Genomic DNA, 20,748 nt, shown 5'->3' on the forward strand with positions numbered 1-20,748 from the left:
TGCCCCTGCAGCGTGTTGCGCAAAAGTGGCAACCGGTTTTGCGCACAAAAACACGACGCGACCCCAAAGGGCTAGAATGGGTCGCGTGAATGCCAATGAACGCGGGCACATTCTGGCGATCAGGTGCTGACCCCAAGATGCTGCGCCAGAAAATCAAGCCTGTCCTGCCCCCAGAAGCGTTCCTGCCCAACAACAAAGAACGGCACGCCGAATACACCATCGGCCACGGCCTCTTCCAGATTTCGCGGATAAATCTCGGCGCCCTGCAACATGCCGCTGAAGGCCAGCGCCGGATCAAAGCCCGCCGCCGACAGGCAGTCACGGATGACATCATCATCGGCAATGTTGCGATCCTCGGCCCAGCAGGCGCGCGTCAGCCTGTGCAGCAATTCGGCCATATCGCCACCGCCCGTTTCCTGCGCCGCGATGATGGCATAGGATGCGGGCGCGGGGTTGGTCGGGAAAAACGCAGGCCGCAGCGTCAGCGGCATGTCCAGCCGTTCGGACCAGCGGCGCAGTTCCTGCAGCCGATACGCCTTGCGATTGTCGTGCCGGTCCGCCAGCGCCTGTCCGCCTGTGCGGGCAAACAATGCGGTGGGGTCCAGCGGTTTATAGCGCAGGCTGGCCCCCGCCTGTGCCGCGATTTGCGCGGGCCGCTGTCCGGCCAGATAGGTCCAGGGCGACAGGGGCGTGAAGTAGTAATCAATATGTGGCATTCCGGGCTGCTCCTTGCCATGGGCGGTTTGCAAGATCGTAGCGGGGTGGTAAGCGGTGTCAATCTTGTCCGAATCCCATCCGGCCCCATTTCGTCAAGGATTGTCCCATGATCGACCGCACTGAACCCAAGCTGATTTCCGGCAACGCGAATATACCGCTTGCCAAGGCCATAGCGCGGCGAATGTCGTTGCACCGCGGCATGAGTGTGGGGCTTGTCGATGCGCGGGTGGAACGGTTCAACGATCAGGAAGTGTTCGTCGAAGTCTATGAGAATGTCCGCGGCGAGGATATGTTCATCATCCAATCCACGTCGAACCCCGCCAATGACAATCTGATGGAATTGCTGATCATCGCGGACGCGCTGAAGCGGTCTTCGGCATCGCGCATAACGGCGGTCATCCCCTATTTCGGCTATGCCCGACAGGACCGCCGCACCAAGGCGCGCACGCCCATTTCGGCAAAACTGGTGGCGAATATGATTGCCCAATCGGGGATTGAGCGTATTTTGACGCTGGATTTGCACGCGGCCCAGATTCAGGGGTTCTTCGATATTCCGGTGGACAACCTGTATGCCGCGCCGGTTTTCGCGCTGGATGTGCTGCACCATTTCAAGGGCCGCTTGAACGATGTCACGGTTGTGTCCCCCGATGTGGGCGGTGTGGCGCGCGCGCGCGAACTGGCAAAGCGCATTGGTTGTGCGCTGGCCATCGTGGACAAACGCCGCGAAAAACCCGGCGAGATTGCGGAAATGACCGTTATCGGGGATGTCAGCGGCAAAAGCTGCATCATCGTGGATGACATTTGCGACACTGCCGGAACCCTGTGCAAGGCCGCCGAAGTGCTGGTGGAAGCTGGTGCAACAGAAGTGCACAGCTACATCACCCACGGCGTGTTGTCTGGCCCTGCCGTAGAACGCATTACCAATTCGGTCATGAAATCACTGGTTATCACAGATTCCATCGCGCCCACGGAAGCTGTGAAATCCGCGCATAACATTCGCATTGTGCCGACCGCACCAATGTTTGCCCAAGGGATTTTGAACACCTGGAAAGGCACATCCGTGTCGTCGCTGTTTGACACTGAAACGCTGACCCCGATCTATGAAGGGCTTTACGGCGAACTCTGACACCTGCGTTTGCAGGGAAAAGGGGCGCGCGCCCCTTTTTCTGTCGCTCAGTCCTGCGGTGGGGTGGGGGGCGTGTTTTTCCTGCGGTCCGATGGCGGCAGGGAATCGAGGGAATCGAAATCATTGATATCAGGGCGGGCTTTGTGCCGTGCGCTGTTCCAGCGCGACACGCCCAGCCAGACCACAAGCCCCAGCGCGGCCCAGATCAGGGCCTGCACCAGCACTGGCAGGCCCGGCAGCAGCCAGACCAGGCCCGCAACCGCCACAGCCGCCAGCGCAAACCCCAGCGCGACATAAACAGTTGTCACCATTTCCGCGATCAGCAACACCACGGCGATGATGCCCCAAATCATCCAGTCCGGCAGGCCAAGGCTTTCCATAGGCTAGATATCCTTCAGAATGGCCGCTGCTTCCCGGAAGGCGTTGGACGGCCCGCCCGGCAGCATGATCAGCTTGGCATTGTTGGATTTCGCCAACCCTTCCAGTGCTTCAATCTGCATGCGCGCCGTCTGGAAGACCAGCGCTTCCTGCGCGTTGGCCCCTTCCAGCGAGGCGGCAATTTCGCGGTTGGCTTCGGCATTTGCATGGGCGATGGCGCGAATGCCATCGGCGCGGCGCTGTGCTTCATACAGTTCGCCATCGGCATTCAGTTCGGCAGCGCGGCGCTGCCCCTCGGCGCGGGTAATGGCGGCGCGGCGTTCGCGTTCGGCGGCCAGAACCTCGGCCATGGCTTTCTGGGTGGTTTCATTCAGGCGCACATCGGTAATTTCAGACCGGCTGATGCGAATGCCATAGGTTTTACCGGCATCCTCCAGCGCTTCCAGCAAGGCCAGATTCAACGACCCGCGATCAGATTGCACCGCGTCCAGTTCCACCTTGCCCAGTTCGGACCGCACCAGCGATTGCACAAGCCCGATGACCAGATCATCAATCTTGTTGACGCGGAACACCGCCGCTTCGGGGTTTTCGATCCGGTAGACCACCAGCAGTTGCGCGCCGAAAACCACGTTATCGGCAGACACCACTTCCAGTTCGATATCATTGAGGACCTGATCATTTACCGGCACATTCGCATGTACGCGGTCCAGAAACGGCACAATGATATTGACGCCCGCATCCAGTGTCCGGTGATAGGCGCCCAGCCGTGTGATGACCAGATTGCGCGATTGGGGCACAATTTTCAGCCCCATGATGACAATCAGCACCAACAAGACGACAAGCGCCAGAAGAAGTTCCATGATACACGCCTTTGTTCCGATTACGCTGCTGGTGCATCGTCGCGCGAAACAGCGCAGGGTTCAAGCCATATCGGCGGCGGCAAACCGGCGTGAATACAACACCAACCCCAACGCGCAGCCCGCGAAGGCCAGGTTTCCCGCCACCAGCGTCAGCGGCGTGCCATCATAGGCCAGCGCCACCGGCACCGACACGGCCACCGCCCCGATGGTGGAAATCGACATCACCACCGATGCACCAATCCCCGCGATATGGCCCAAAGGTTGCAGCGCCAGCGCGTTCAGGTTCCCGAAGGTCAGCCCGATGGTGAAGAATGTTGAGCACATGAACGCGAAGAACAGGCCGAAATTCCATGGATCAGGCAGGTCTATCTGCAGCAGCACCACAAACAGCGCCGAAACTGCAACCTGCCAGCCAAAGGCGAATGTCGCCAGTTTGCGCATGCCCATGCGCATGACAAGCTGTGCATTTACCATACTGGCACTGCCCGCAATCAGCGCTGTGGCGCCAAACCACAGGGGAAAGCTTGCGGCACGGTCATAGACATCATCAAAAATGACGGGCAGGTTTGACAACCATGTGAACAGGGGCGCGAAGGAAAAGATCAGCGCGCCGACATACACCATAACCGTGCGGTTGGTCGTGATTTCAGCGATGGCGCTGCCGATGGCGCGCAGGCTTAGCGCCCTGCGGCGCGCGGGCGGCAGGGATTCAGGCTGGCGCAACATCAGCCAGACACCGCTGACCAGTCCCAACACCACAAAGGCATAGAAAATCGCGCGCCAGTCCGCCAGCAGGATAATTCCCGCCCCGATGGATGGCGCGATTGCCGGGAACAGCACAAACAATGTCATGATGATGGATGTGACGCGCGCCATGGCGCGGCCCTGATACAGGTCGCGCACCATTGCGGTGGCCACCACACGCGGCGCGGCGGCGCCCAGCCCCTGCAGCACACGCGCACCCAAAAGCCCCTCGATCGTGGCGGCCTTGGACGCCAGAAGCGCCCCGCCAATATACAGCACCAGCCCCACCAACAGCACCGATTTGCGCCCATAGGCGTCTGACACCGGCCCGCAAACCAGAATGCCCAATCCCAGCCCCAGCATGAAGGCAGGGATTACCAACTGCCCCCGCGTGGGCACGGCCGGGGACAGTTCCACACCGATGACGGGCAGGGCGGGCAGCATGGCATCTATGGAAAAGGCGACCATGGCCGACATCAGCGCCATCAATGCGACGAATTCCCCGAAACGCAGGGGTTTGGTGGGGGTAAAGGGCATCATGGGCGCGGGTCCAGTTCATCGATGACGTTGCGCCATGTTTCGGGGGATTGCGCGCCGGAAATGGCATATTGCTGTGCGACAATAAAAAACGGCACGCCGGAAATGCCGCGCGCGCGGGCGTTGCTGTCGGCCTGCGCAATCAGGTCGCGGTCGGCGTCACTGTCCAGCAGGCGCGCCACCAGCGTGGCATCCAGCCCCACGGTTTTTGCCAGCGCCAGCAAGGTGGCGCTGTCCCCGATATCCTGCCCTTGCTGGAAATAGGCGCGAAACAAGGTGCTGACCATGGCGGTTTGCCGGCCTTCAAGGCCCGCCCAATGGATCAGGCGATGGGCATTCAACGTATTGGGCGTGCGCGTGATCGCGGGCAGGTCCAGCGTCAGGCCCGTGTTTTGCGCCGCTTCGATGACGGGACCATAGGCATGCATGATTCCCTGCTCGTCCCCGAATTTCATAGCCATATAGGTGTCGCGCGCCATGCCTTGGGCGGGCATGTCGGGGTTCAGCTGGAACGGGTGCCACCGAATGTCAAACGGGTGGTCGGGGCGGTTTTCCAACGCGCGGTCCAGCCGGGCCTTGCCAATAAAGCACCACGGGCAGATGGGGTCGGAATATATGTCCAGTGCAATCATGGTGACGGGGCCTTATGAAGGGTGCGCAGGGCGCGGCGCGACAGTTTGCCATTGGCACCGCGCGGCAGGCTGTCGCAATGGTGATACAGGCGTGGCTGTTTATAACGTGCCAGACGGGCGGCGGCGAAGCTTTCCAACTGCGCCACACGCAGGTGTTCGGGGCCGGTATAGAAGGCGGCAATCACAGTGACACCCGCTTTCACCTCGATCTCGGTGCAGGCAATGTCGGTGATGCCGGGGTGCTGCGCCAGGGCGCGCTCCACCTCCAGCGGGGAAACGCGGAAGCCGCCCGCATTCATCATGTCATCATCGCGCCCGACATAGGTGATTGCGCCATCATCGGCCATGCTGGCGCGGTCCCCGGTCACGAACCAATCCCCGCTAAGTGGCAATTCCGGGCGGTGGCCTGCGCCCAGATAGCCCAGCATCAGGCCCGGATCGCTGCGATGGATGGCCAGCATCCCGTCATGGCCGCGCGGCAGGGGTTGGCCATCCGCGCCCAGCACAGCGACACTGCGGCCAGTCTGCGCATAGCCCGCTGCGCCCGCGGGCGCTGGCCGCGCAGGGCTGGACGATACATAGGTTGAACATTCCGACATTCCCAGCGCTTCATAAATTGCGGTTCCTGTGGCGTCGGACCATGCCGCCCGCGTCGCATCGGGCAGTTTTTCGCCCGCAGACAACCCGTGGCGCAGGCATGGAAGCGCCAGTTTGCGCCCGTCCTTCAATACCTGACGGTAAACGCCGGGCACAGCTGCGAATATGGTCGCATCAAAGCGTTTCAGCATCAGCGCCAATGGCGCGCCCGCTTCGGGGATCAGCGCAGTAGCCCCAATGGCCCATGGGTCCATCAACCCCGTGCCCAGCGTATAGGTCCAGTTGAACGCGCCCGCATGCAAAACGCGATCATCTGCGCGCAGGTCATACCAGCCACCCCACATCATGCGCCGTGCCCAGATGGCGCGATGGGCATGCACCACAGCGCGCGGGGTGCCGCCACTGCCTGATGTATAGATGATATACCCCGCCCTGTCGCACGGTCCCATATGCCAGTCGCAGGGGGGCAATTCGTGCATGGCGCGCAATCTGGTCATGCTCAGCACCGGCGCGGGATGGTCCGGCAAGGCCACCCCATCGGCGGCCAGCACCAGCGCAGGGTCCACTTGCGCGGCAATGCGTGTGATTTCCGGCGCGGTCAGTTGTGTGGATGTCGGCACCGGCACCAGCCCCACCGCCAAGGCCCCCAGATAGGCCACTGGAAAATCCACACTATTGCCCAGCCGCAACAGCACGCGGTCACCGGGGGACAGGCCCGCATCCAGCAAACCCAGCCCCGTGCCCCGCACCGCCGCGATCAGGCGCCCATAAGACCAGCGTTCCGCCCCGGCGGCGCGCACAATCTGCAACGCGATCTTGTCCGGCGTTTTCGTCCCCGCATCCAGCACATAGCGCGCCATATTGAATGACGCTGGGGCGGCGGCGGCGGCGCAGGGGGCTGCTATGTCTGGGGTGGTGATGGATAACATGTGCATGGATTTATGCCCGCGTTGTGACAGTTGCAAGTCCAACCGCGCTTGCGTAAAGAGAACCGCCATGAGTGATCCTGAAAACGCCAGCGTTATTCGCATTGCCCGCGCGGGCGGTGATGTCGAACCCGCCCAGCCCATTGATCTGGCTGAACGGGTCAGGGCGCTGCGTCGTGAACGGGGCTGGACATTGGAACAGGCCGCCAAGGCGGCAGGGCTGGCGCGTTCGACGCTTTCCAAAATCGAAAACGCCCAAATGTCCCCCACCTATGACGCGCTGAAAAAACTGGCGGGGGGCTTGGAAATAACTGTTCCGCAATTGTTTACGCCCCCCGAAACCACGCGCGCCAGCGGGCGCATGGCGCTGACCCTGCGCAACGAAGGCACGGCCCACCCGACGCCTACTTATGACCACCGCTTGCTGGCGGCACAACTGACCGCCAAGAAGATGCTGCCCTATCAGGCCCGTGTGCGCGCCCGCGACATGCAGGATTTTGACGGCTGGGTGCGCCATGGCGGCGAGGAATTCCTGTATGTCCTGACGGGCGAGATCCGGCTGTTCACCGAATTTTATGCCCCTGTCGACATGAAGCGCGGCGACAGCGCTTATTATGACGCGACCATGGGCCATAACGTGATTTCCCTGTCGCGCGAGGATGCGGAAATCCTCTGGGTCACCTCGCTGGACTGACCTGCGCTGACAGGGTTTGCCTTCTGCAAGGACAGCACGGGTCCGGCCCGCGTTGCGCCTTGCCACCTTCTCCCTGCGGGCAGGGGTGGTGTTTTTCTGGCAGTGCCACCCGGAAACCCCTTGTCAGAGTCTGATATTTCCAATATTCATGAAATATGGAAATATCATCCGCCGCAGATATCTTTTCAATACTGGGCCACCCTGACCGGCTGTCGGTCTTCCGGTTGCTGATGCGCTTTGCCCCGCGGGGGCAACGTCCGACCGAAATCGCGCAGGCTTTGGGGTTGAAGCAGAACACACTCTCTCATCATTTGCGGGATCTGGTCGCCTGCGGTATGATTGGGGTCACGCGGCAGGGCAGGTCGCTGTATTATTGCGCGGATTTGAACATGGCGGAAGCGCTGATCGGCTATCTGGCGCTGGATGTGGGGCGCGCGCGCCCTGACCTGCTTGCGCCCCTGACCTCCGGCAGGCCAATCCCATACCGGGGCGCAGATGGGCAAAACACAGTGAATGTGCTGTTCGTCTGCTCTGGCAATTCCGCCAGATCCATCATGGCAGAAGCCTTGCTTCGGGATCTTGGCGCGGGCCGGTTCAACGCCTGTTCCGCAGGCACCCGTCCAGCCAGCGCGCCAAACCCGGCTGCATTGCAGGTGCTGCAACAAAACGGGCATGACCTGCGCCATCTGCGGTCCAAACATATCCGCGAATTCCAGACAGCAGCCGCCCCGAAGATGGATTTCGTCTTTACGGTCTGCGACATGTCCGCTGCCGATGACTGCGCCCCATGGCAGGGCTACCCGATGACCAGCCATTGGGGCGTGCCCGACCCCGTTCTGGCGCAAAGCGCACAGGACGCGGCCCTGCCTGCCTTCGCGCGCACCTACACTGCGCTGCGCCGCAAAATCGCGGCCTTCGTTGCGCTGCCCGTGACCATGCCGGACCGGGCTGCGTTGCAAAGCCGTATCGACGCGATTGCCTTGATCCAACAGGAAAGCTGACACATGCCTGCACATCCCGTCCGTCCCCCCCGCATAGCACTCAATGGCCTCGGGCGCATTGGAAAGCTCGTTCTGCGCGACCTGATCAACACGGGCGCGGGCGGAAACATCGTGTTGGTGAACGACCCTATTGGCGATGCCGAACAACACGCGCTGTTGATGGAATTTGACAGCATCCATGGCCGGTGGGGTATCCCGGTGGCGCATGACAACGATGCGCTGGTGCTGAATGGCCAGCGCATCCGCCTGACCCATGCGCGCCGGATCGAAGACATGCCGCTGGCCGAAATGGGTGTTGATCTGGTGGTGGACTGCACCGGCGTGTTCAAAACTGTCGCAAAACTTGCGCCCTATACCAGCGCGGGTGTGCGCAAGGTCGTGGTCAGCGCCCCCATCAAGGACGCAGGCGCCCTGAACCTTGTTTACGGCGTCAATCATCATCTCTACGATCCCGCGCAACACGACATCATCACTGCGGCCAGTTGCACCACCAATTGCCTGGCCCCTGTCGTCAAGGTCATTCATGAGGCGCTGGGCATCCGTCACGGCTCCATCACCACCATCCATGATGTGACCAACACCCAGACCATTGTGGACCGCCCCGCCAAGGATATGCGCCGCGCGCGCTCTGCCCTGATGAACCTGATCCCCACTACAACGGGCAGCGCCACTGCCATCACATTGATCTATCCAGACCTCAAGGGCAGGCTCAACGGTCATGCCGTGCGCGTTCCATTGCTGAATGCCTCGCTGACCGATTGTGTTTTTGAACTGGACCGCCCCACCACTGCCGAACAGGTCAACACCTTGTTCAAGGACGCTGCCCATGGCCCGCTCAAGGGTATTCTGGGCTTTGAATCCCGCCCGCTTGTGTCATCCGATTACACCAATGACCCGCGGTCGTGCATTATTGATGGCCCTTCAACCATGGTCATTAACGGAACCCAGCTGAAGCTTTACGCTTGGTATGACAATGAATGGGGCTATGCCTGCCGCCTTGGCGATGTCACCCGCATGGTCGCCCGCACCCTCTGAGTGGTCCTGCGCCTGCCTCTTTCAGTCTGGTCCAAATATCCTCGGGGGGTGTGGGGGGCAGACAGCCCCCCACCTTGTCCAACAAAAGGTGCCCGTATGATGACCGCTTCCCCCCCCTTGCGCGCCTATATGGCGGTTACGGCCGCCTATTGGGCCTTCATGCTTTCTGATGGGGCGCTGCGGATGCTGGTATTGCTGCATTTCAACGCGCTTGGGTTTTCGCCGGTGCAGCTGGCATGGTTGTTTGTGCTATATGAAGTGGCAGGGATCTTGACCAACCTTGCAGCGGGGTGGCTGGCGGCGCGCTTCGGGCTGGCGGCAACGCTGTATGCGGGGCTGGGTTTGCAGATCGTGGCGCTTGCAGCGTTGGCGCAGCTTGACCCCGGCTGGACAATTCCCGCTTCGGTGATGTTCGTGATGGCGGTTCAGGGGGTGTCGGGTGTGGCCAAGGATCTGGCTAAGATGTCGTCAAAATCGGCCGTCAAGCTGTTGGCGCCTGCGCGCGCGGGGGCGCTGTTTCAGTGGGTCGCGGTGCTCACAGGGTCGAAAAATGCGGTCAAGGGTGCGGGGTTTTTGCTGGGTGCGGCCTTGCTGGCGCTGGCGGGGTTTCAGGCGGCGGTCTGGGGCATGGCGGGGGTGCTGGCGGTCATCTTGTTGGCGGTTCTTGTCTTCTTGCCAGATGGGTTGCCGGGCCGCATGACGGGGGCAGATACATGGGCGGGCTGGCGGTCAAGCGACACGCGGGTAAATTGTCTAAGCCTTGCGCGCCTGTTCCTGTTTGGGGCGCGCGATGTGTGGTTCGTGGTGGGCATTCCGATCTATTTTCAGGCCGTTTTGTCTGATGGCACCGCCGAAGGGCGACGCGAGGCGTTCTTTCTGGTGGGCAGTTTCATGGCCCTGTGGATTATCGGCTATGGTGCAGTGCAGGCTTTCGCACCGCGCCTGTTGGGCGGCAAGGCGCAATCGGAAACAGCGATTGCGCGCAAGGCAAGCTTTTGGGCGGGGCTTTTGGTGCCCGTACCTGTGGCGCTTGCGCTTGCGGCTGTGCTGGCTGATGGGCCGTCACCATGGCTGACCAGTCTTCTGGTGGGGGGGCTGCTGGTTTTCGGGTTTGTTTTTGCCGTCAACTCGGCGGTGCATTCCTACCTTATTCTGGCGTTTGGCGCGGCAGACCGGATCACCCGCGATGTGGGGTTCTATTATATGGCCAATGCGGCGGGGCGCTTGGTTGGCACGCTTTTGTCAGGGATCAGCTATCAGGTCGGGGGGCTGCCTTTATGTCTTGCGACGGCGGGCGCCATGGCGGCGGTAAGCTGGCTTGTTGCGCGCCGTCTTGTTGATGCACGGCAGGTCTGAGTCTGTGCGATTGTTGCGCCGGGACAGGTCAGGCGTATGGGCCTGTTCGGCAACGGCCCGCAGGCAGGCCGGGGGCGAACAGCCGCATCAAGGCTGGCCTCCTATGGTGTTCTGTGCAGTCGGCGGCTTGTTGTTGACCGGTGCGCTGTCGCGCCATTTGGGCACGCGCGGTGATGCATGGGTCAGATAATCGCCAGCCGTTCCACCTGTGCCTCATCGGGATAGGGGCGGAACAAGCCCACTTCGACCCTGTCAATCATTCCATGGATTTGCTCATAGTCGCGTGCCGCGTCATGGTCCCCGTCGGCAAGGTGCCCAAAAGCAAGATCAAGCTGCGCGAGATCGGCCAGTTCCACCATCAGTATGAAGTCCCCGTATCCGGGGCCAGCGAGCCGCAGTTTTCGGCGCATCAGCGACCAGCCCGCAATTTTTCCAGCATCTTTTAAGCGTTCAAACCATTGTTCCGCCGCCCGCGCAAAGGCCAGCGGATGCGCGTTCGGTTTCAAGTCTATCATGCAAATATAATGGTTCATATCCACCCCCTTAATTACGTCTGCGCATACTGGCATGAAGTTCCTAACAAAGCTTTGCGCAGGGCGTGCGCCCGTTCCGGGGGCCGTGGTGCTATTCCTGCGGTGTCAGGTCCTGTTCAATTTTTTCGGCCAGATCAAGCGTGCCGGTTGACACATAGGCAATGACGGAAACGCCCAGTCCGACAAGTGCCGCCGTCAACACCACCCAATCCACCGTGACTGCGCCGGATTCACAAAATATGAATTTTTTCATATACTTAGGATACATCTCACGAAAACCCTTTTGCTTTCTGCCTTGCCAGCCTTTCGGCATGTCTTGCAGCGCAGCAAGCCAGCGCATCATGTCACCTTTGCGGCAGGCCCACGTCAACGCAATGCAGGTTACATCGGATTTTATTGAAATCTTATGCTTTTGGCGGCCAGTCGGCAGCTATTGCAAACAGATCGTGCACTTGTCGGGCGTGGAACGCCTGCGCGGACACAGGGGATAGCGGGTTTTCACACAGGCCAAGCGCCTGCGCTTTCTGGAAAAAACCCCGCGCAGGCAGCCCCCCCGTGGTGCGCCCCACAACCAGCGCCGCGCGCAGCGGTTGCAGGGCTTTCGCATCCTTTTCCATCAGGGTTTCCAAAGCCGCCGTCAGTTTGGCAATCCGGCCCGGACCGTCAATTTGTAACTGTTCGGCCAGTTGCCCATAGGTCCGGGTTATGCGTTGCCTTGCGCAGTCGTCCAGCGCAGCTTCAAGTTTCCTGAGCATCCTCTGGGCCCTGTGCGATGCCGGTGTCGTCGGACTCGTCGCCCGTTTCGGCGACGCGCGCCACCGACACCACCAGTTCGCCGTTCGAGGTGTTGAACACCTTGACCCCCCCGGCCGCGCGTGAGCGGAAGGAAATGCCCTGCACCGGAACGCGGATGGACTGCCCTTTCGACGTGGCCAGCATAATCTGGTCATGCGCATCGACAGGGAAGCACGCCACAAGCGCGCCCCCGCGCATGGCGCGGTCCATCGCCGCAACCCCCATGCCGCCCCGTCCACGCACAGGGTAATTGTGGCTGGAGGATAACTTGCCGGTGCCTTTTTCGGAAATGGTCAGGATCAAATCCTCGCAGGCTGACATTTCGGCATAGCGTTCGGGTGACAGCGCCCCTTCAGCGGCGTCTTCATCGTCATCATCGCCGTCATCCTCGGTCACGCCTGCCATGGCGCGGCGCATTTTCAAGTAGGTGGCGCGTTCTTCCGGGCTGGCCTCGAAATGGCGGATTACGGCCATGGACACAACGCTGTCCCCATCGCCCAGCCGGACACCGCGCACGCCGGTTGAATCGCGCCCTTTGAACACGCGCACTTCTGTGGTGCGGAACCGGATTGCCCGGCCTGATGCGGTCACCAGCATGACATCGTCATCTTCATCGCAAATCCGCGCGTTCACCAGACTGACACTTTCGGGCAGTTTCATGGCAATCTTGCCGTTGCGCATGACATTCACGAAATCCGACAATGCATTGCGCCGCACGGACCCGTCCGAAGTGGCAAAAATGATTTGCAGGTTTTCCCATTCTTCTTCCGGGCGTTCCACCGGCATGATGGCGGCAATGCTGACACCTGTGGCAATCGGCAGGATGTTGACCATCGCCTTGCCGCGCGTTGTGCGCCCCCCCAGCGGCAGGCGCCATGTCTTCAGCTTATAGGCCATGCCGTCCGTGGTGAAGAACAAAAGCTGCGTGTGGGTATTGGCCACAAACAACTGCGTGACGACATCATCATCCTTCGTGGCCATGCCCGACAGGCCCTTGCCGCCCCGCCGCTGCGCGCGGAAATCGGCCAAAGGCGTGCGCTTGATATAGCCGCCGCTGGTGATGGTCACGACCATGTCTTCACGCTCGATCAGGTCTTCGTCATCCATATCGCCGGCCCAATCGACGATCTCGGTGCGGCGCGGCACGGCAAACGCCTCGCGCACGTCGCGCAATTCGGTCCCGATAATTTCCATCACCCGCGCGCGGGATCGCAGAATATCCAGATAATCCTTGATCTTGGCCGCAAGGCTTTCCAACTCGTCGGTCACTTCCTTGACGCCCATGGCCGTCAGGCGTTGCAAGCGCAGTTCCAAAATGGCGCGGGCCTGAATTTCCGACAGGTTATAGGTGCCGTCTTCGTTCATCGTGTGACTGGGGTCGTCAATCAGGCGGATATAGGGCGCAATATCCATCGCAGGCCAGCGCCGCGTCATCAGCTTCTCGCGGGCCTCGGCGGGGTCGGCAGACGCGCGAATGGTTGCCACCACCTCGTCTACATTGGACACGGCCACGGCCAGACCACACAGCACATGGCTGCGTTCGCGCGCCTTGTTCAACTCATAGGCCGTGCGGCGCGTCACCACTTCTTCGCGGAACCCGATGAAGGCGGTCAGGAAGTCGCGCAACATAAGCTGTTCTGGCCGCCCGCCATTCAGCGCCAGCATGTTGCAGCCGAAACTGGTTTGCATGGGCGTGAAGCGGAACAACTGGTTCAGCACCACATCAGGCGTGGCATCGCGCTTCAGTTCCACGACAACCCGCACACCGATACGGTCGGATTCATCCGCAACAGACGAAATGCCTTCGATCTTCTTTTCGCGCACCGCATCGGCAATTTTCTCGACCATGGTCGATTTGTTCACCTGATAGGGGATCTCATCCACAATAATGGCGAAACGGTCCTTGCGCACTTCCTCAATATGGGTCTTGGCGCGAATGACCACGGACCCGCGCCCTTCCAGATAAGCCTTGCGCGCACCTGCCCGCCCCAGAATAAGCCCGCCTGTGGGGAAATCCGGCGCCGGAATATATTGCATCAACGCTTCGGATGACAGGTCAGGGTCGTCAATCAGCGCAAGCGTGGCATCCACCACCTCGCCCAGATTATGCGGCGGAATATTCGTGGCCATGCCCACGGCAATACCGCCCGCGCCATTGACCAGCATATTGGGAAAGCGCGCGGGCAACACAGTCGGTTCCTTGTCGCGCCCGTCATAGTTCAGCTGAAAATCGACAGTGTCCTTGTCAATATCGGCCAGCAACGCGCCTGCAGCCTTGTCCATGCGCACTTCGGTATAGCGCATCGCGGCGGCGTTATCACCATCCATGGACCCGAAATTGCCTTGCCCGTCCAGCAGCGGCAGCGACATGGAAAACGGCTGCGCCATGCGCACCAATGCGTCATAAATCGCGCTGTCCCCATGCGGGTGATAGGTGCCCATCACCTCGCCCACGGCGCGGGCAGATTTGCGATAAGGCTTGTCATGGGTGTTGCCAGTGTCATGCATGGCATACAAAATACGCCGGTGCACAGGTTTTAACCCATCCCGCAAATCGGGAATGGCCCGGCTGACAATCACGCTCATCGCGTAATCAAGATAGGACGCGCGCATTTCCTGCGTGATCGAAACACTTGGGCCGCTATGGCCACCGTCTGGGGTTTCGTCAATATTTTCAGGGGTTTCGGGGCTATCGCTCACCTGATCCTCGCGCGGTTTGGGTCTTCACTATATCTCGGTGATGCCACCTTACCAGAACCATGATGTGGGGTGCAATGCCGCAAAGCCGCCCCCCTTGGCAGCCGCCCCCAGACACTGACAACAGCATGTTTTTATTGATTATTATTATTCTCTTGGCATGATTTTATTATCGGCAACACCAAGAGGCCTGAAATGGACACATCCCCCGTCGAACTCATGCTCAAAGGCTACGGCCTGACCACTGCGGAAATGATCTATCGCATGCCTGACCATATGCATGTCCTCAACACTTTTGTCTGGCAGGAGTATGACCTTGCGCCGGACTATCCGCGCCTGTTTGACTTCATCGAATTCTGGCAAGCCAGCATCGATGGCCCGCTGCATTGCGTGCGCTTCACCCATCGCAAACAGCTGCGTGCGGGGGAATGGCGCCATGTCGTGGGGGAATTCCGGGTGGGCGAATTCCCAACACGCCGCCAGCGCATAACCTGAAGGGCGTTCTCGCGCCCCCGCAAAACATCAGACGCCTGCAGCATGCGCTGCCACCTGTGTGAAACGCTTTGGCGCGTCAGCTGCGCAGCCGCAGACTGGCCAGCCACAGCGCGGCAATCCCAAAGGACAACAGCGCATTCCAGCTTGCCATGGACAGGCCAAGCATGTCCCAGGGCACCTCGTCGCAGCGCACCACGGGCGCGGCCATGATCTGGTCCAGCAACTCCTGCGCACTCATCCCCGACAAATCGCCCCCCGCGGTGCAGCTTGACGGGCCTTCCCACCAGCTGCGTTCAACCCCTGTGTGGTAGACGCCAATCGCACCAGACGTGGCCGCCCCCGCCGCCCCGACCAGGGCCAATACCGGGTTGGGCCAGACCAGCGTGCCCACGCCCAATAGCGCCACAACATGCGGCCAGCGCTGCCAGATGCACAGCGCGCAAGGGGCCATGCCGCCAATATACTGGAACGCCAGGGCCCCCAGCAACAATCCCAGGGATCCCCCCAGCGCCAGAAGCTGCACCCGCCTTTGCATCAAAGATATCTCACCACCAGAAAGCCCCCCAGAAGCAGCACCACAAACAAGGTGAACATAAGCCCCAGACGGCGTTCAATGAAATCACGGATCGGTGCGCCAAATTTCCACAGCAGCGCCGCAACGATGAAAAACCGCAACGCCCGCGCGACAATCGAGGCCACAATGAACACCGGCAGCGAAAGCGCGGTCGCCCCTGACAAAATGGTGATCACCTTGTAGGGAAAGGGCGTCACCCCCGCGATCAGCACCGCCCAGGCCCCCCATTCATTATAGCGTGCCTGAAACTCCTCAAAATAGGCGTCCTTGCCATAAAATTCCAACACGGGTCGGCCCAGCGTCTCGAACGCGCCATAGCCGATGAAATATCCGGCCATCCCGCCGGCCACTGATGCAACCGTGGCCACCCCCGCAATAACAAAAGCCCGCGACGGGTGCGCCACGATCATGGCAACCATCAATACATCTGGCGGTATTGGGAATACCGAACTTTCGATAAACGCCACGATTGCCAGCGCCCATAACGCATGCGGATGGCGTGCAAGGGACAAGGTCCAGTCATATAGGGATTTCAACACAGGCGTGATGCTCTTTCATTCTGGGAAAAATATCCCCGGGGGGGTGGGGGCAGGAAGCCCCCACGCAGGCATGCAAAATTATTGCGCCGCTGGCAAGCGTATGCCGACAGCCTCCAGGCCCCAGCGCACCAGATCGGTGATTAATTCATCAGATGCAGTGTTGAAGCTTTCGACAATGTCCAATGTGTCACTGGACCGCGCGGGGGCGGTGGCTGTGAAGCTGCGCCGCGCCAGAACGCGCGCGTCGGTTTCGCGCACCATGCGCGCCGTCAGCCGCAGGCGTGTTGCCACGCTGGTGCCATCTGCGCCAAGTTCGGCCTGAAAATCCGTGATCTCGCTGATCAGGGCGAAATCACCCGTTGCCCCCAGCGGGCGGCGCCCGACATAGGACAGCGCGCCCGTGTCCTCGAAGGCGCGCAGCAGCAGCGTTTGCATCATCTGGGGCGTATCCTCGGACCAGCGGACCCCCGGCAGATACAGCGACTGCACCGCGTTGGGCTTGATCAGGATGCGGTCTGTGTCCAGCCCCCCCGAAGTGGTCGGCGGTTCAATGCTCAGTGACCGCGCCAGCGTCCGGCCCGCTTGCGGCAGGTTGCGCGGTGCTTGCAAATCATAGGCATCCAGCGGGGTGGTTGCCTGATTCAGCGCCGAAACCGCCCCGCAGCCTGACAGGAATGTAAGTGCAAGCGTGCTGGTCAGCATATGTCTGCGGGAAAATGTCATCTTCTGAACTCCGGTGTCTGACGGTTCAGGAAAAACCGTGTCGGGTCACGTTCTATCTGGCGCGTCAGCCGGTCCAAATTCGAAATCAGACCGCGTGTCTCGCGGGCCAGCTGGCTGATATTGGGCAGGCCCGTTGTGGTGAATTCGCGCACGGGTGCGCCGCTGTCACGAATGATCGCCCCCAGATCATCGAAGGCGCGCGCAGCACTTTCGGCAGTGCGGCGCAAATCGGCGGTCACGCCGGGAATATCCTCGGCCACCGAATCGACTGCGCGGCCCAATCTGCCCAGAACATCGCGCAGATCGTCCGTGATCTGGCTGATATCTTCGTTGATCACGCGGTCGGCCCCCACGAAGGCGCGTTCTGCCGCTTGCAGGGTGCTTTCGCCGGTGGCCAAGGCGCGATTGATCGCGTCCAGCGTGGTGTTGGCATTGGCAAATGTGTCGGTCACCTGATCCAATGTGCGCAGCCCCGCCCCCGACAAGGCGTCAATCTGCCCCGACGCGCTGGACAGGTCGTCGCCCACATTGGCCACAACCCCGCGAATTTCTTCGGTGGCGGCGCGAATATCGGCCATGATCAGGGGCAGGTCGGTTTCTGCAGCGCGTGCAATGGCGGTGGTCGCATCGCGCGCGATGGCCACCATTTCACGCGCTTCCGCCACCAGCGCGGCCCCGTCGCCGGTCACCAGCCCGTCAATATTGTCGGACATGCGTTCGACGCTTTGCAAGGTGGTGTCGGCACGTGCAAGCAGCGGGTCCAGCCGTGCAAGGGCAGGGTCCAGGGCCTCGATGCGTTGGGTCGCGGCGCTGCTGGTGCGGGTGAATTCGCCGAACATGACCTGTGCTTCCTGACTGAACCCTTCCAGTTCTGCACGCACTGACGCGGCCGCTTCGCTCAGTTCGGCCACAAGGGCTGTCAGTTCACCGGCCACAAATGTGTCGGCGGTATTCAGCGTCTGGGTTCCCGCCTCAAAAGTGTAGCGGGCTTCAGTCGCGACAAGGGCAATTTCGTCGATGGCGAATTCCAGACTTTCCAGCGTATTTTCAGCCTGTCGCAGGATGGGGGCCAGATTGTCGCTGAATTCTGCGAAGGTTTCCGTGGCCGCCGCGACGGTGTCGGTAAACCCTGCGAAGCTGTCCAACGCGGCAGACAGATCGCTTGAAGACCGTTCTATGTTGTCCAGAATGCCTGCAACGCGGCTTTGGTTTTCATCGCCCAGCAACTGGTTGACCTGTTCAACAACGGTCAGCGCTTCTTCGAGAATGCGCGGGGCGGTTTCGGTCAGCGACTGGATGGTGGAGCGCCCGACCTGTAATTGGGGCACATCATCGCGGTCGTTGATCAATTGGGCCGTCGGGGAACCGGCGGAAATTGCCACGAATGCCACGCCGGTAATGCCCGAACTGTCCACAATGGCAACGGAATCCGCGCGCACGGGCGTGGTGCGGTCCACTTCCAGCATCACGCGCACGCGGCCGTCAGGGGCCAGACTGACATCCAGAACCTGCCCGACCGGCAGCCCCGCGAAGCGCACATCCGCAGACCGCGACAAACCTGAGACGGCTTCAAAATTCGCCTCGTAATAGGCGAACTGGCGGTCGAACTGGTATTTGCTGAACGCCAGAAAGAACCCCAGAATACCGAAAAAACCCGCAAGCGCGAAAGCCCCGATCAGAACGTAATTTGCCCGCGTTTCCATGCGTCAGGCGATCCTTTCTTTCGTATCCAGCGCGGCGCGTGCGCGCGGCCCGTGGAAATACTCGTGCACCCACGGGTGGTCAACGTTCAGCATATCGGACATCGTGCCGGTATACATCACCCTCTTTTCGGCCAGAACGGCAATCCGGTCGCATGTGGCATGTAGCGTGTCCAGATCATGGGTGACCAGAAACACGGTCAGCCCCATGCTTTGGGACAGCCCGTTTATCAATTCATCAAAAGCCGATGCGCCGATGGGGTCCAGCCCGGCGGTTGGTTCGTCCAGAAACACGATTTCGGGGTCCAGCGCCAGCGCGCGCGCCAGACCGGCGCGTTTGCGCATGCCGCCGGACAATTCGGACGGGAATTTATCCCCCGCAATATACGGCAACCCCGCCATGGAGATTTTCAGGTCTGCAAGGTCGCGCCGCATATCCGCGCTTAGCCCCGGCACTGTGCGCATGGGCACTTCCACATTTTCGCGCACGGTCAGGCTGGAAAACAGCGCGCCATCCTGAAACATGACGCCCATGCGCTGGTCAATGGCGCGGCGCTGGGATTCCGTGCAATGCAGCGCATCCTGTCCGAAAATGCTGATCGTCCCTGCCTGGGGCGGGCGCAGTCCAGCAATGCAGCGCAACAACACGGATTTACCGGTCCCCGACCCGCCCACAACGCCCAACACCTCGCCGCGATAGACATCAAGGTTCAGGTCATCATGGACAACCTGCGTGCCAAACTGCGTGCGTATGCCCCGAAGGCGGATGACCACGTCACGTTCCATCAGATATCCATCATCGCGAAGAATACGGAAAACAGCGCATCGGCCACGATGACGGCAAAAATCGCGCGCACCACGGCGGCCGATGTCTGCTGGCCCAGACTTTCGGCATTGCCGCCCACCTGCGTGCCCGCATGGCACCCGATCACCCCGATGATAAGCGCGAAAACCGGCGCTTTGACGAAGCCCACCAGCACATGGTCCATGCTGGTATCCTCAATCAGGCGCGTCAGGAACATGGCGGGGGATATGCCCAGTTCAATCCATGACATCAGCGCTCCGCCAAACAGGCCCATGACATTGGCGATCATTCCCAAAATCGGCAGGGTGATCAAAAGTGCCAGAATGCGCGGCACAAACAGCACTGTGGCCGGGTCGATGGCCAGCGTGTTCATGGCGTCGATTTCCTCGCGCATTTTCATGGACCCGATGGCGGCAGTAAAGCTGGACGCCGTGCGCCCCGCCACAATGATGGCGGTCAGCAAAATGCCCAATTCGCGCAGGATGGAAATTGCAATCAGGTCGACCACGAAAATTTCAGCGCCGAACTGGCGCAACTGCACCGCCCCCTGAAACGCCAGCACAACCCCGATCAGAAAGGCCATAAGCGACACAATGGGCACTGCGCGCAAGCCCACCTGATCGGCATGATAAATCAGCGCTGTCAGCCGGAATTGCGACGGATGGCGCGCCAGATAGGCCAGACGTGCCAGAAACACCCCCAGCATGGCCAGAATTTCCGCCAGAAACCGGCCCACACCGACCACAGCCTTGCCGACAACCGCAAGGTAATGCTGGATGCCGTGCCGTGTGCTGTCCGGGGCGGGCATGTCGGGAATGGCCTGTTCGACGCGCGTGATAAGCGCTTCTTGTTCGGCGCTTTGGGCGTGCAGCGTGACATCATGCCCCGCCGATTGCTGCTGTTCGCGCAGCTTCAGCAATGCCCACGCGCCAGAGGTGTCAAACCGTGTCAGCCCGCTTAGGTCCAGCACCAGCGCATCACCTTTCAGCGCCAGAATCCGGGGCAGGGCCGCGCCAAGGGTGCGCACGGTCAGTTCGCCGCGCAAAACGCAGATATCGCCCTGTTGTTCCAGCCCGAAAGCAGGCTTGGCGCTGCCTGTGCGCGCGTTCTCACCAATCGGTGGTGCCTCGGCCAAATGAACGCCCCCTGATATGTTTGCGGTTGTCCGGAACCTGTTCTTCGCCCCCCCATATAGCGGGCGTCGTGCAGCGTCACCATGGCAGTGGGCAGGGAATACAGCCCGCAGCATGGAAATTGTGGCTGTTTAAGCACAAATTCCCATAA

At 60.8% G+C, this 20,748-nt stretch carries 22 protein-coding genes; 6 read left to right on the forward strand and 16 right to left on the reverse strand.

The genetic code is table 11. The features are described 5' to 3' along the window. Nucleotides 1-119 precede the first annotated feature (119 nt). Nucleotides 120-716, reverse strand: coding sequence for a 2-hydroxychromene-2-carboxylate isomerase (locus ACTZWY_RS15535; protein WP_444791619.1), 597 nt, complete (start codon nucleotides 714-716; stop codon nucleotides 120-122). 107 nt (nucleotides 717-823) lie between these two features. On the opposite strand from ACTZWY_RS15535, the gene ACTZWY_RS15540 reads away from it, so the two are divergent. Next, nucleotides 824-1,843, forward strand: a complete 1,020-nt coding sequence (locus ACTZWY_RS15540; RefSeq protein WP_444791620.1) for a ribose-phosphate pyrophosphokinase — start codon at nucleotides 824-826, stop codon at nucleotides 1,841-1,843. A 47-nt stretch (nucleotides 1,844-1,890) separates the two neighbouring features. Here ACTZWY_RS15540 and ACTZWY_RS15545 read toward each other — a convergent pair whose 3' ends face one another. The 5 genes from ACTZWY_RS15545 to ACTZWY_RS15565 are packed head-to-tail and all read right to left on the reverse strand — an operon-like array spanning nucleotide 1,891 to nucleotide 6,520. Further along, nucleotides 1,891-2,223 (reverse strand): NfeD family protein, encoded by a 333-nt coding sequence (locus ACTZWY_RS15545; RefSeq protein ID WP_444791621.1) that lies wholly within the window; start codon nucleotides 2,221-2,223, stop codon nucleotides 1,891-1,893. Between the two features lie 3 nt (nucleotides 2,224-2,226). Next, a complete protein-coding gene (locus tag ACTZWY_RS15550; RefSeq protein ID WP_444791622.1) occupies nucleotides 2,227-3,081 on the reverse strand; it encodes an SPFH domain-containing protein in 855 nt (284 codons plus the stop codon). A 60-nt stretch (nucleotides 3,082-3,141) separates the two neighbouring features. Then, the gene (locus ACTZWY_RS15555) at nucleotides 3,142-4,365 is read right to left on the reverse strand and encodes a multidrug effflux MFS transporter (RefSeq protein WP_444791623.1); all 1,224 of its coding nucleotides are present in this window, start codon (nucleotides 4,363-4,365) and stop codon (nucleotides 3,142-3,144) included. Further along, complete coding sequence (locus tag ACTZWY_RS15560; protein WP_444791624.1) at nucleotides 4,362-4,994, reverse strand: DsbA family oxidoreductase; 633 nt, start codon at nucleotides 4,992-4,994, stop codon at nucleotides 4,362-4,364. Before ACTZWY_RS15560 ends, ACTZWY_RS15555 begins: the two co-directional genes overlap by 4 nt. Beyond that, a complete protein-coding gene (locus ACTZWY_RS15565; RefSeq protein WP_444791646.1) occupies nucleotides 4,991-6,520 on the reverse strand; it encodes a class I adenylate-forming enzyme family protein in 1,530 nt (509 codons plus the stop codon). The genes ACTZWY_RS15560 and ACTZWY_RS15565 overlap by 4 nt, the downstream gene beginning before the upstream one ends. Nucleotides 6,521-6,587: 67 nt before the next feature. Here ACTZWY_RS15565 and ACTZWY_RS15570 point away from each other — a divergent pair, with 67 nt between their 5' ends. The 4 genes from ACTZWY_RS15570 (at nucleotide 6,588) to arsJ (ending at nucleotide 10,603) form a co-directional block, all read left to right on the forward strand. Next, nucleotides 6,588-7,211: a helix-turn-helix domain-containing protein gene (locus ACTZWY_RS15570; protein WP_444791625.1), complete on the forward strand. Its 624-nt coding sequence runs from the start codon at nucleotides 6,588-6,590 to the stop codon at nucleotides 7,209-7,211. A gap of 155 nt (nucleotides 7,212-7,366) precedes the next feature. Next, nucleotides 7,367-8,212, forward strand: a complete 846-nt coding sequence (locus tag ACTZWY_RS15575) for a metalloregulator ArsR/SmtB family transcription factor (RefSeq protein WP_444791626.1) — start codon at nucleotides 7,367-7,369, stop codon at nucleotides 8,210-8,212. 3 nt (nucleotides 8,213-8,215) lie between these two features. Next, nucleotides 8,216-9,247, forward strand: coding sequence for an ArsJ-associated glyceraldehyde-3-phosphate dehydrogenase (locus tag ACTZWY_RS15580; RefSeq protein ID WP_444791627.1), 1,032 nt, complete (start codon nucleotides 8,216-8,218; stop codon nucleotides 9,245-9,247). 99 nt (nucleotides 9,248-9,346) lie between these two features. Beyond that, nucleotides 9,347-10,603, forward strand: coding sequence for an organoarsenical effux MFS transporter ArsJ (arsJ, locus tag ACTZWY_RS15585; RefSeq protein WP_444791628.1), 1,257 nt, complete (start codon nucleotides 9,347-9,349; stop codon nucleotides 10,601-10,603). Nucleotides 10,604-10,785: 182 nt separating this feature from the next. On the opposite strand, the gene ACTZWY_RS15590 is transcribed toward arsJ, so the two are convergent. The 4 genes from ACTZWY_RS15590 to gyrA form a co-directional block, all read right to left on the reverse strand. Continuing rightward, nucleotides 10,786-11,136: a DUF6614 family protein gene (locus ACTZWY_RS15590; RefSeq protein ID WP_444791629.1), complete on the reverse strand. Its 351-nt coding sequence runs from the start codon at nucleotides 11,134-11,136 to the stop codon at nucleotides 10,786-10,788. A 91-nt stretch (nucleotides 11,137-11,227) separates the two neighbouring features. Then, nucleotides 11,228-11,389 carry a hypothetical protein gene (locus ACTZWY_RS15595; protein WP_444791630.1) on the reverse strand — a complete coding sequence of 54 codons (162 nt, stop codon included), beginning with the start codon at nucleotides 11,387-11,389 and terminating at the stop codon, nucleotides 11,228-11,230. A gap of 151 nt (nucleotides 11,390-11,540) precedes the next feature. Further along, nucleotides 11,541-11,891, reverse strand: coding sequence for a hypothetical protein (locus ACTZWY_RS15600; protein WP_444791631.1), 351 nt, complete (start codon nucleotides 11,889-11,891; stop codon nucleotides 11,541-11,543). After that, a complete protein-coding gene (gyrA, locus tag ACTZWY_RS15605) occupies nucleotides 11,875-14,631 on the reverse strand; it encodes a DNA gyrase subunit A (protein ID WP_444791632.1) in 2,757 nt (918 codons plus the stop codon). The genes ACTZWY_RS15600 and gyrA overlap by 17 nt, the downstream gene beginning before the upstream one ends. Nucleotides 14,632-14,823: 192 nt before the next feature. Here gyrA and ACTZWY_RS15610 point away from each other — a divergent pair, with 192 nt between their 5' ends. Next, nucleotides 14,824-15,123: an usg protein gene (locus tag ACTZWY_RS15610; protein WP_444791633.1), complete on the forward strand. Its 300-nt coding sequence runs from the start codon at nucleotides 14,824-14,826 to the stop codon at nucleotides 15,121-15,123. A gap of 76 nt (nucleotides 15,124-15,199) precedes the next feature. Here the strand turns inward: ACTZWY_RS15610 and ACTZWY_RS15615 are convergent, their stop codons facing one another. From ACTZWY_RS15615 to ACTZWY_RS15640, 6 genes are all read right to left on the reverse strand, one after another. Beyond that, nucleotides 15,200-15,658, reverse strand: a complete 459-nt coding sequence (locus ACTZWY_RS15615) for a disulfide bond formation protein B (protein WP_444791634.1) — start codon at nucleotides 15,656-15,658, stop codon at nucleotides 15,200-15,202. After that, on the reverse strand, nucleotides 15,658-16,236 hold the full coding sequence (locus ACTZWY_RS15620; RefSeq protein ID WP_444791635.1) for a YqaA family protein: 579 nt from the start codon (nucleotides 16,234-16,236) through the stop codon (nucleotides 15,658-15,660). The genes ACTZWY_RS15615 and ACTZWY_RS15620 overlap by 1 nt, the downstream gene beginning before the upstream one ends. A 78-nt stretch (nucleotides 16,237-16,314) precedes the next feature. After that, entirely contained in the window at nucleotides 16,315-16,959 is a 645-nt protein-coding gene (locus ACTZWY_RS15625; protein ID WP_444791636.1) for an ABC-type transport auxiliary lipoprotein family protein, read from the reverse strand. Further along, a complete protein-coding gene (locus tag ACTZWY_RS15630; protein WP_444791637.1) occupies nucleotides 16,956-18,662 on the reverse strand; it encodes an MlaD family protein in 1,707 nt (568 codons plus the stop codon). The genes ACTZWY_RS15625 and ACTZWY_RS15630 overlap by 4 nt, the downstream gene beginning before the upstream one ends. Nucleotides 18,663-18,665: 3 nt before the next feature. Beyond that, nucleotides 18,666-19,445: an ABC transporter ATP-binding protein gene (locus ACTZWY_RS15635; protein WP_444791638.1), complete on the reverse strand. Its 780-nt coding sequence runs from the start codon at nucleotides 19,443-19,445 to the stop codon at nucleotides 18,666-18,668. Beyond that, nucleotides 19,445-20,599, reverse strand: a complete 1,155-nt coding sequence (locus tag ACTZWY_RS15640; protein WP_444791639.1) for an ABC transporter permease — start codon at nucleotides 20,597-20,599, stop codon at nucleotides 19,445-19,447. Before ACTZWY_RS15640 ends, ACTZWY_RS15635 begins: the two co-directional genes overlap by 1 nt. Between the last annotated feature and the right edge of the window lie 149 nt (nucleotides 20,600-20,748).

Source organism: Roseinatronobacter sp. NSM (genome assembly GCF_052379845.1).
In the GTDB taxonomy this organism is placed as follows: Bacteria; Pseudomonadota; Alphaproteobacteria; order Rhodobacterales; family Rhodobacteraceae; genus Roseinatronobacter.

Excerpts from the sequence above, each read along its gene's own strand:
- ACTZWY_RS15565 (WP_444791646.1), bottom strand. The coding sequence starts at position 6,520 with ATGTTATCCATCACCACCCCAGACATAGCAGCCCCCTGCGCCGCCGCC.
- ACTZWY_RS15625 (WP_444791636.1), bottom strand. The coding sequence starts at position 16,959 with ATGACATTTTCCCGCAGACATATGCTGACCAGCACGCTTGCACTTACA.
- ACTZWY_RS15550 (WP_444791622.1), bottom strand. The coding sequence starts at position 3,081 with ATGGAACTTCTTCTGGCGCTTGTCGTCTTGTTGGTGCTGATTGTCATC.
- ACTZWY_RS15600 (WP_444791631.1), bottom strand. The coding sequence starts at position 11,891 with ATGCTCAGGAAACTTGAAGCTGCGCTGGACGACTGCGCAAGGCAACGC.
- ACTZWY_RS15535 (WP_444791619.1), bottom strand. The coding sequence starts at position 716 with ATGCCACATATTGATTACTACTTCACGCCCCTGTCGCCCTGGACCTAT.
- arsJ (WP_444791628.1), top strand. The coding sequence starts at position 9,347 with ATGACCGCTTCCCCCCCCTTGCGCGCCTATATGGCGGTTACGGCCGCC.
- ACTZWY_RS15610 (WP_444791633.1), top strand. The coding sequence starts at position 14,824 with ATGGACACATCCCCCGTCGAACTCATGCTCAAAGGCTACGGCCTGACC.
- ACTZWY_RS15560 (WP_444791624.1), bottom strand. The coding sequence starts at position 4,994 with ATGATTGCACTGGACATATATTCCGACCCCATCTGCCCGTGGTGCTTT.
- ACTZWY_RS15580 (WP_444791627.1), top strand. The coding sequence starts at position 8,216 with ATGCCTGCACATCCCGTCCGTCCCCCCCGCATAGCACTCAATGGCCTC.
- ACTZWY_RS15545 (WP_444791621.1), bottom strand. The coding sequence starts at position 2,223 with ATGGAAAGCCTTGGCCTGCCGGACTGGATGATTTGGGGCATCATCGCC.
- ACTZWY_RS15540 (WP_444791620.1), top strand. The coding sequence starts at position 824 with ATGATCGACCGCACTGAACCCAAGCTGATTTCCGGCAACGCGAATATA.
- ACTZWY_RS15615 (WP_444791634.1), bottom strand. The coding sequence starts at position 15,658 with ATGCAAAGGCGGGTGCAGCTTCTGGCGCTGGGGGGATCCCTGGGATTG.
- ACTZWY_RS15555 (WP_444791623.1), bottom strand. The coding sequence starts at position 4,365 with ATGATGCCCTTTACCCCCACCAAACCCCTGCGTTTCGGGGAATTCGTC.
- ACTZWY_RS15630 (WP_444791637.1), bottom strand. The coding sequence starts at position 18,662 with ATGGAAACGCGGGCAAATTACGTTCTGATCGGGGCTTTCGCGCTTGCG.
- ACTZWY_RS15570 (WP_444791625.1), top strand. The coding sequence starts at position 6,588 with ATGAGTGATCCTGAAAACGCCAGCGTTATTCGCATTGCCCGCGCGGGC.
- ACTZWY_RS15575 (WP_444791626.1), top strand. The coding sequence starts at position 7,367 with ATGGAAATATCATCCGCCGCAGATATCTTTTCAATACTGGGCCACCCT.
- ACTZWY_RS15590 (WP_444791629.1), bottom strand. The coding sequence starts at position 11,136 with ATGAACCATTATATTTGCATGATAGACTTGAAACCGAACGCGCATCCG.
- ACTZWY_RS15595 (WP_444791630.1), bottom strand. The coding sequence starts at position 11,389 with ATGAAAAAATTCATATTTTGTGAATCCGGCGCAGTCACGGTGGATTGG.
- ACTZWY_RS15635 (WP_444791638.1), bottom strand. The coding sequence starts at position 19,445 with ATGGAACGTGACGTGGTCATCCGCCTTCGGGGCATACGCACGCAGTTT.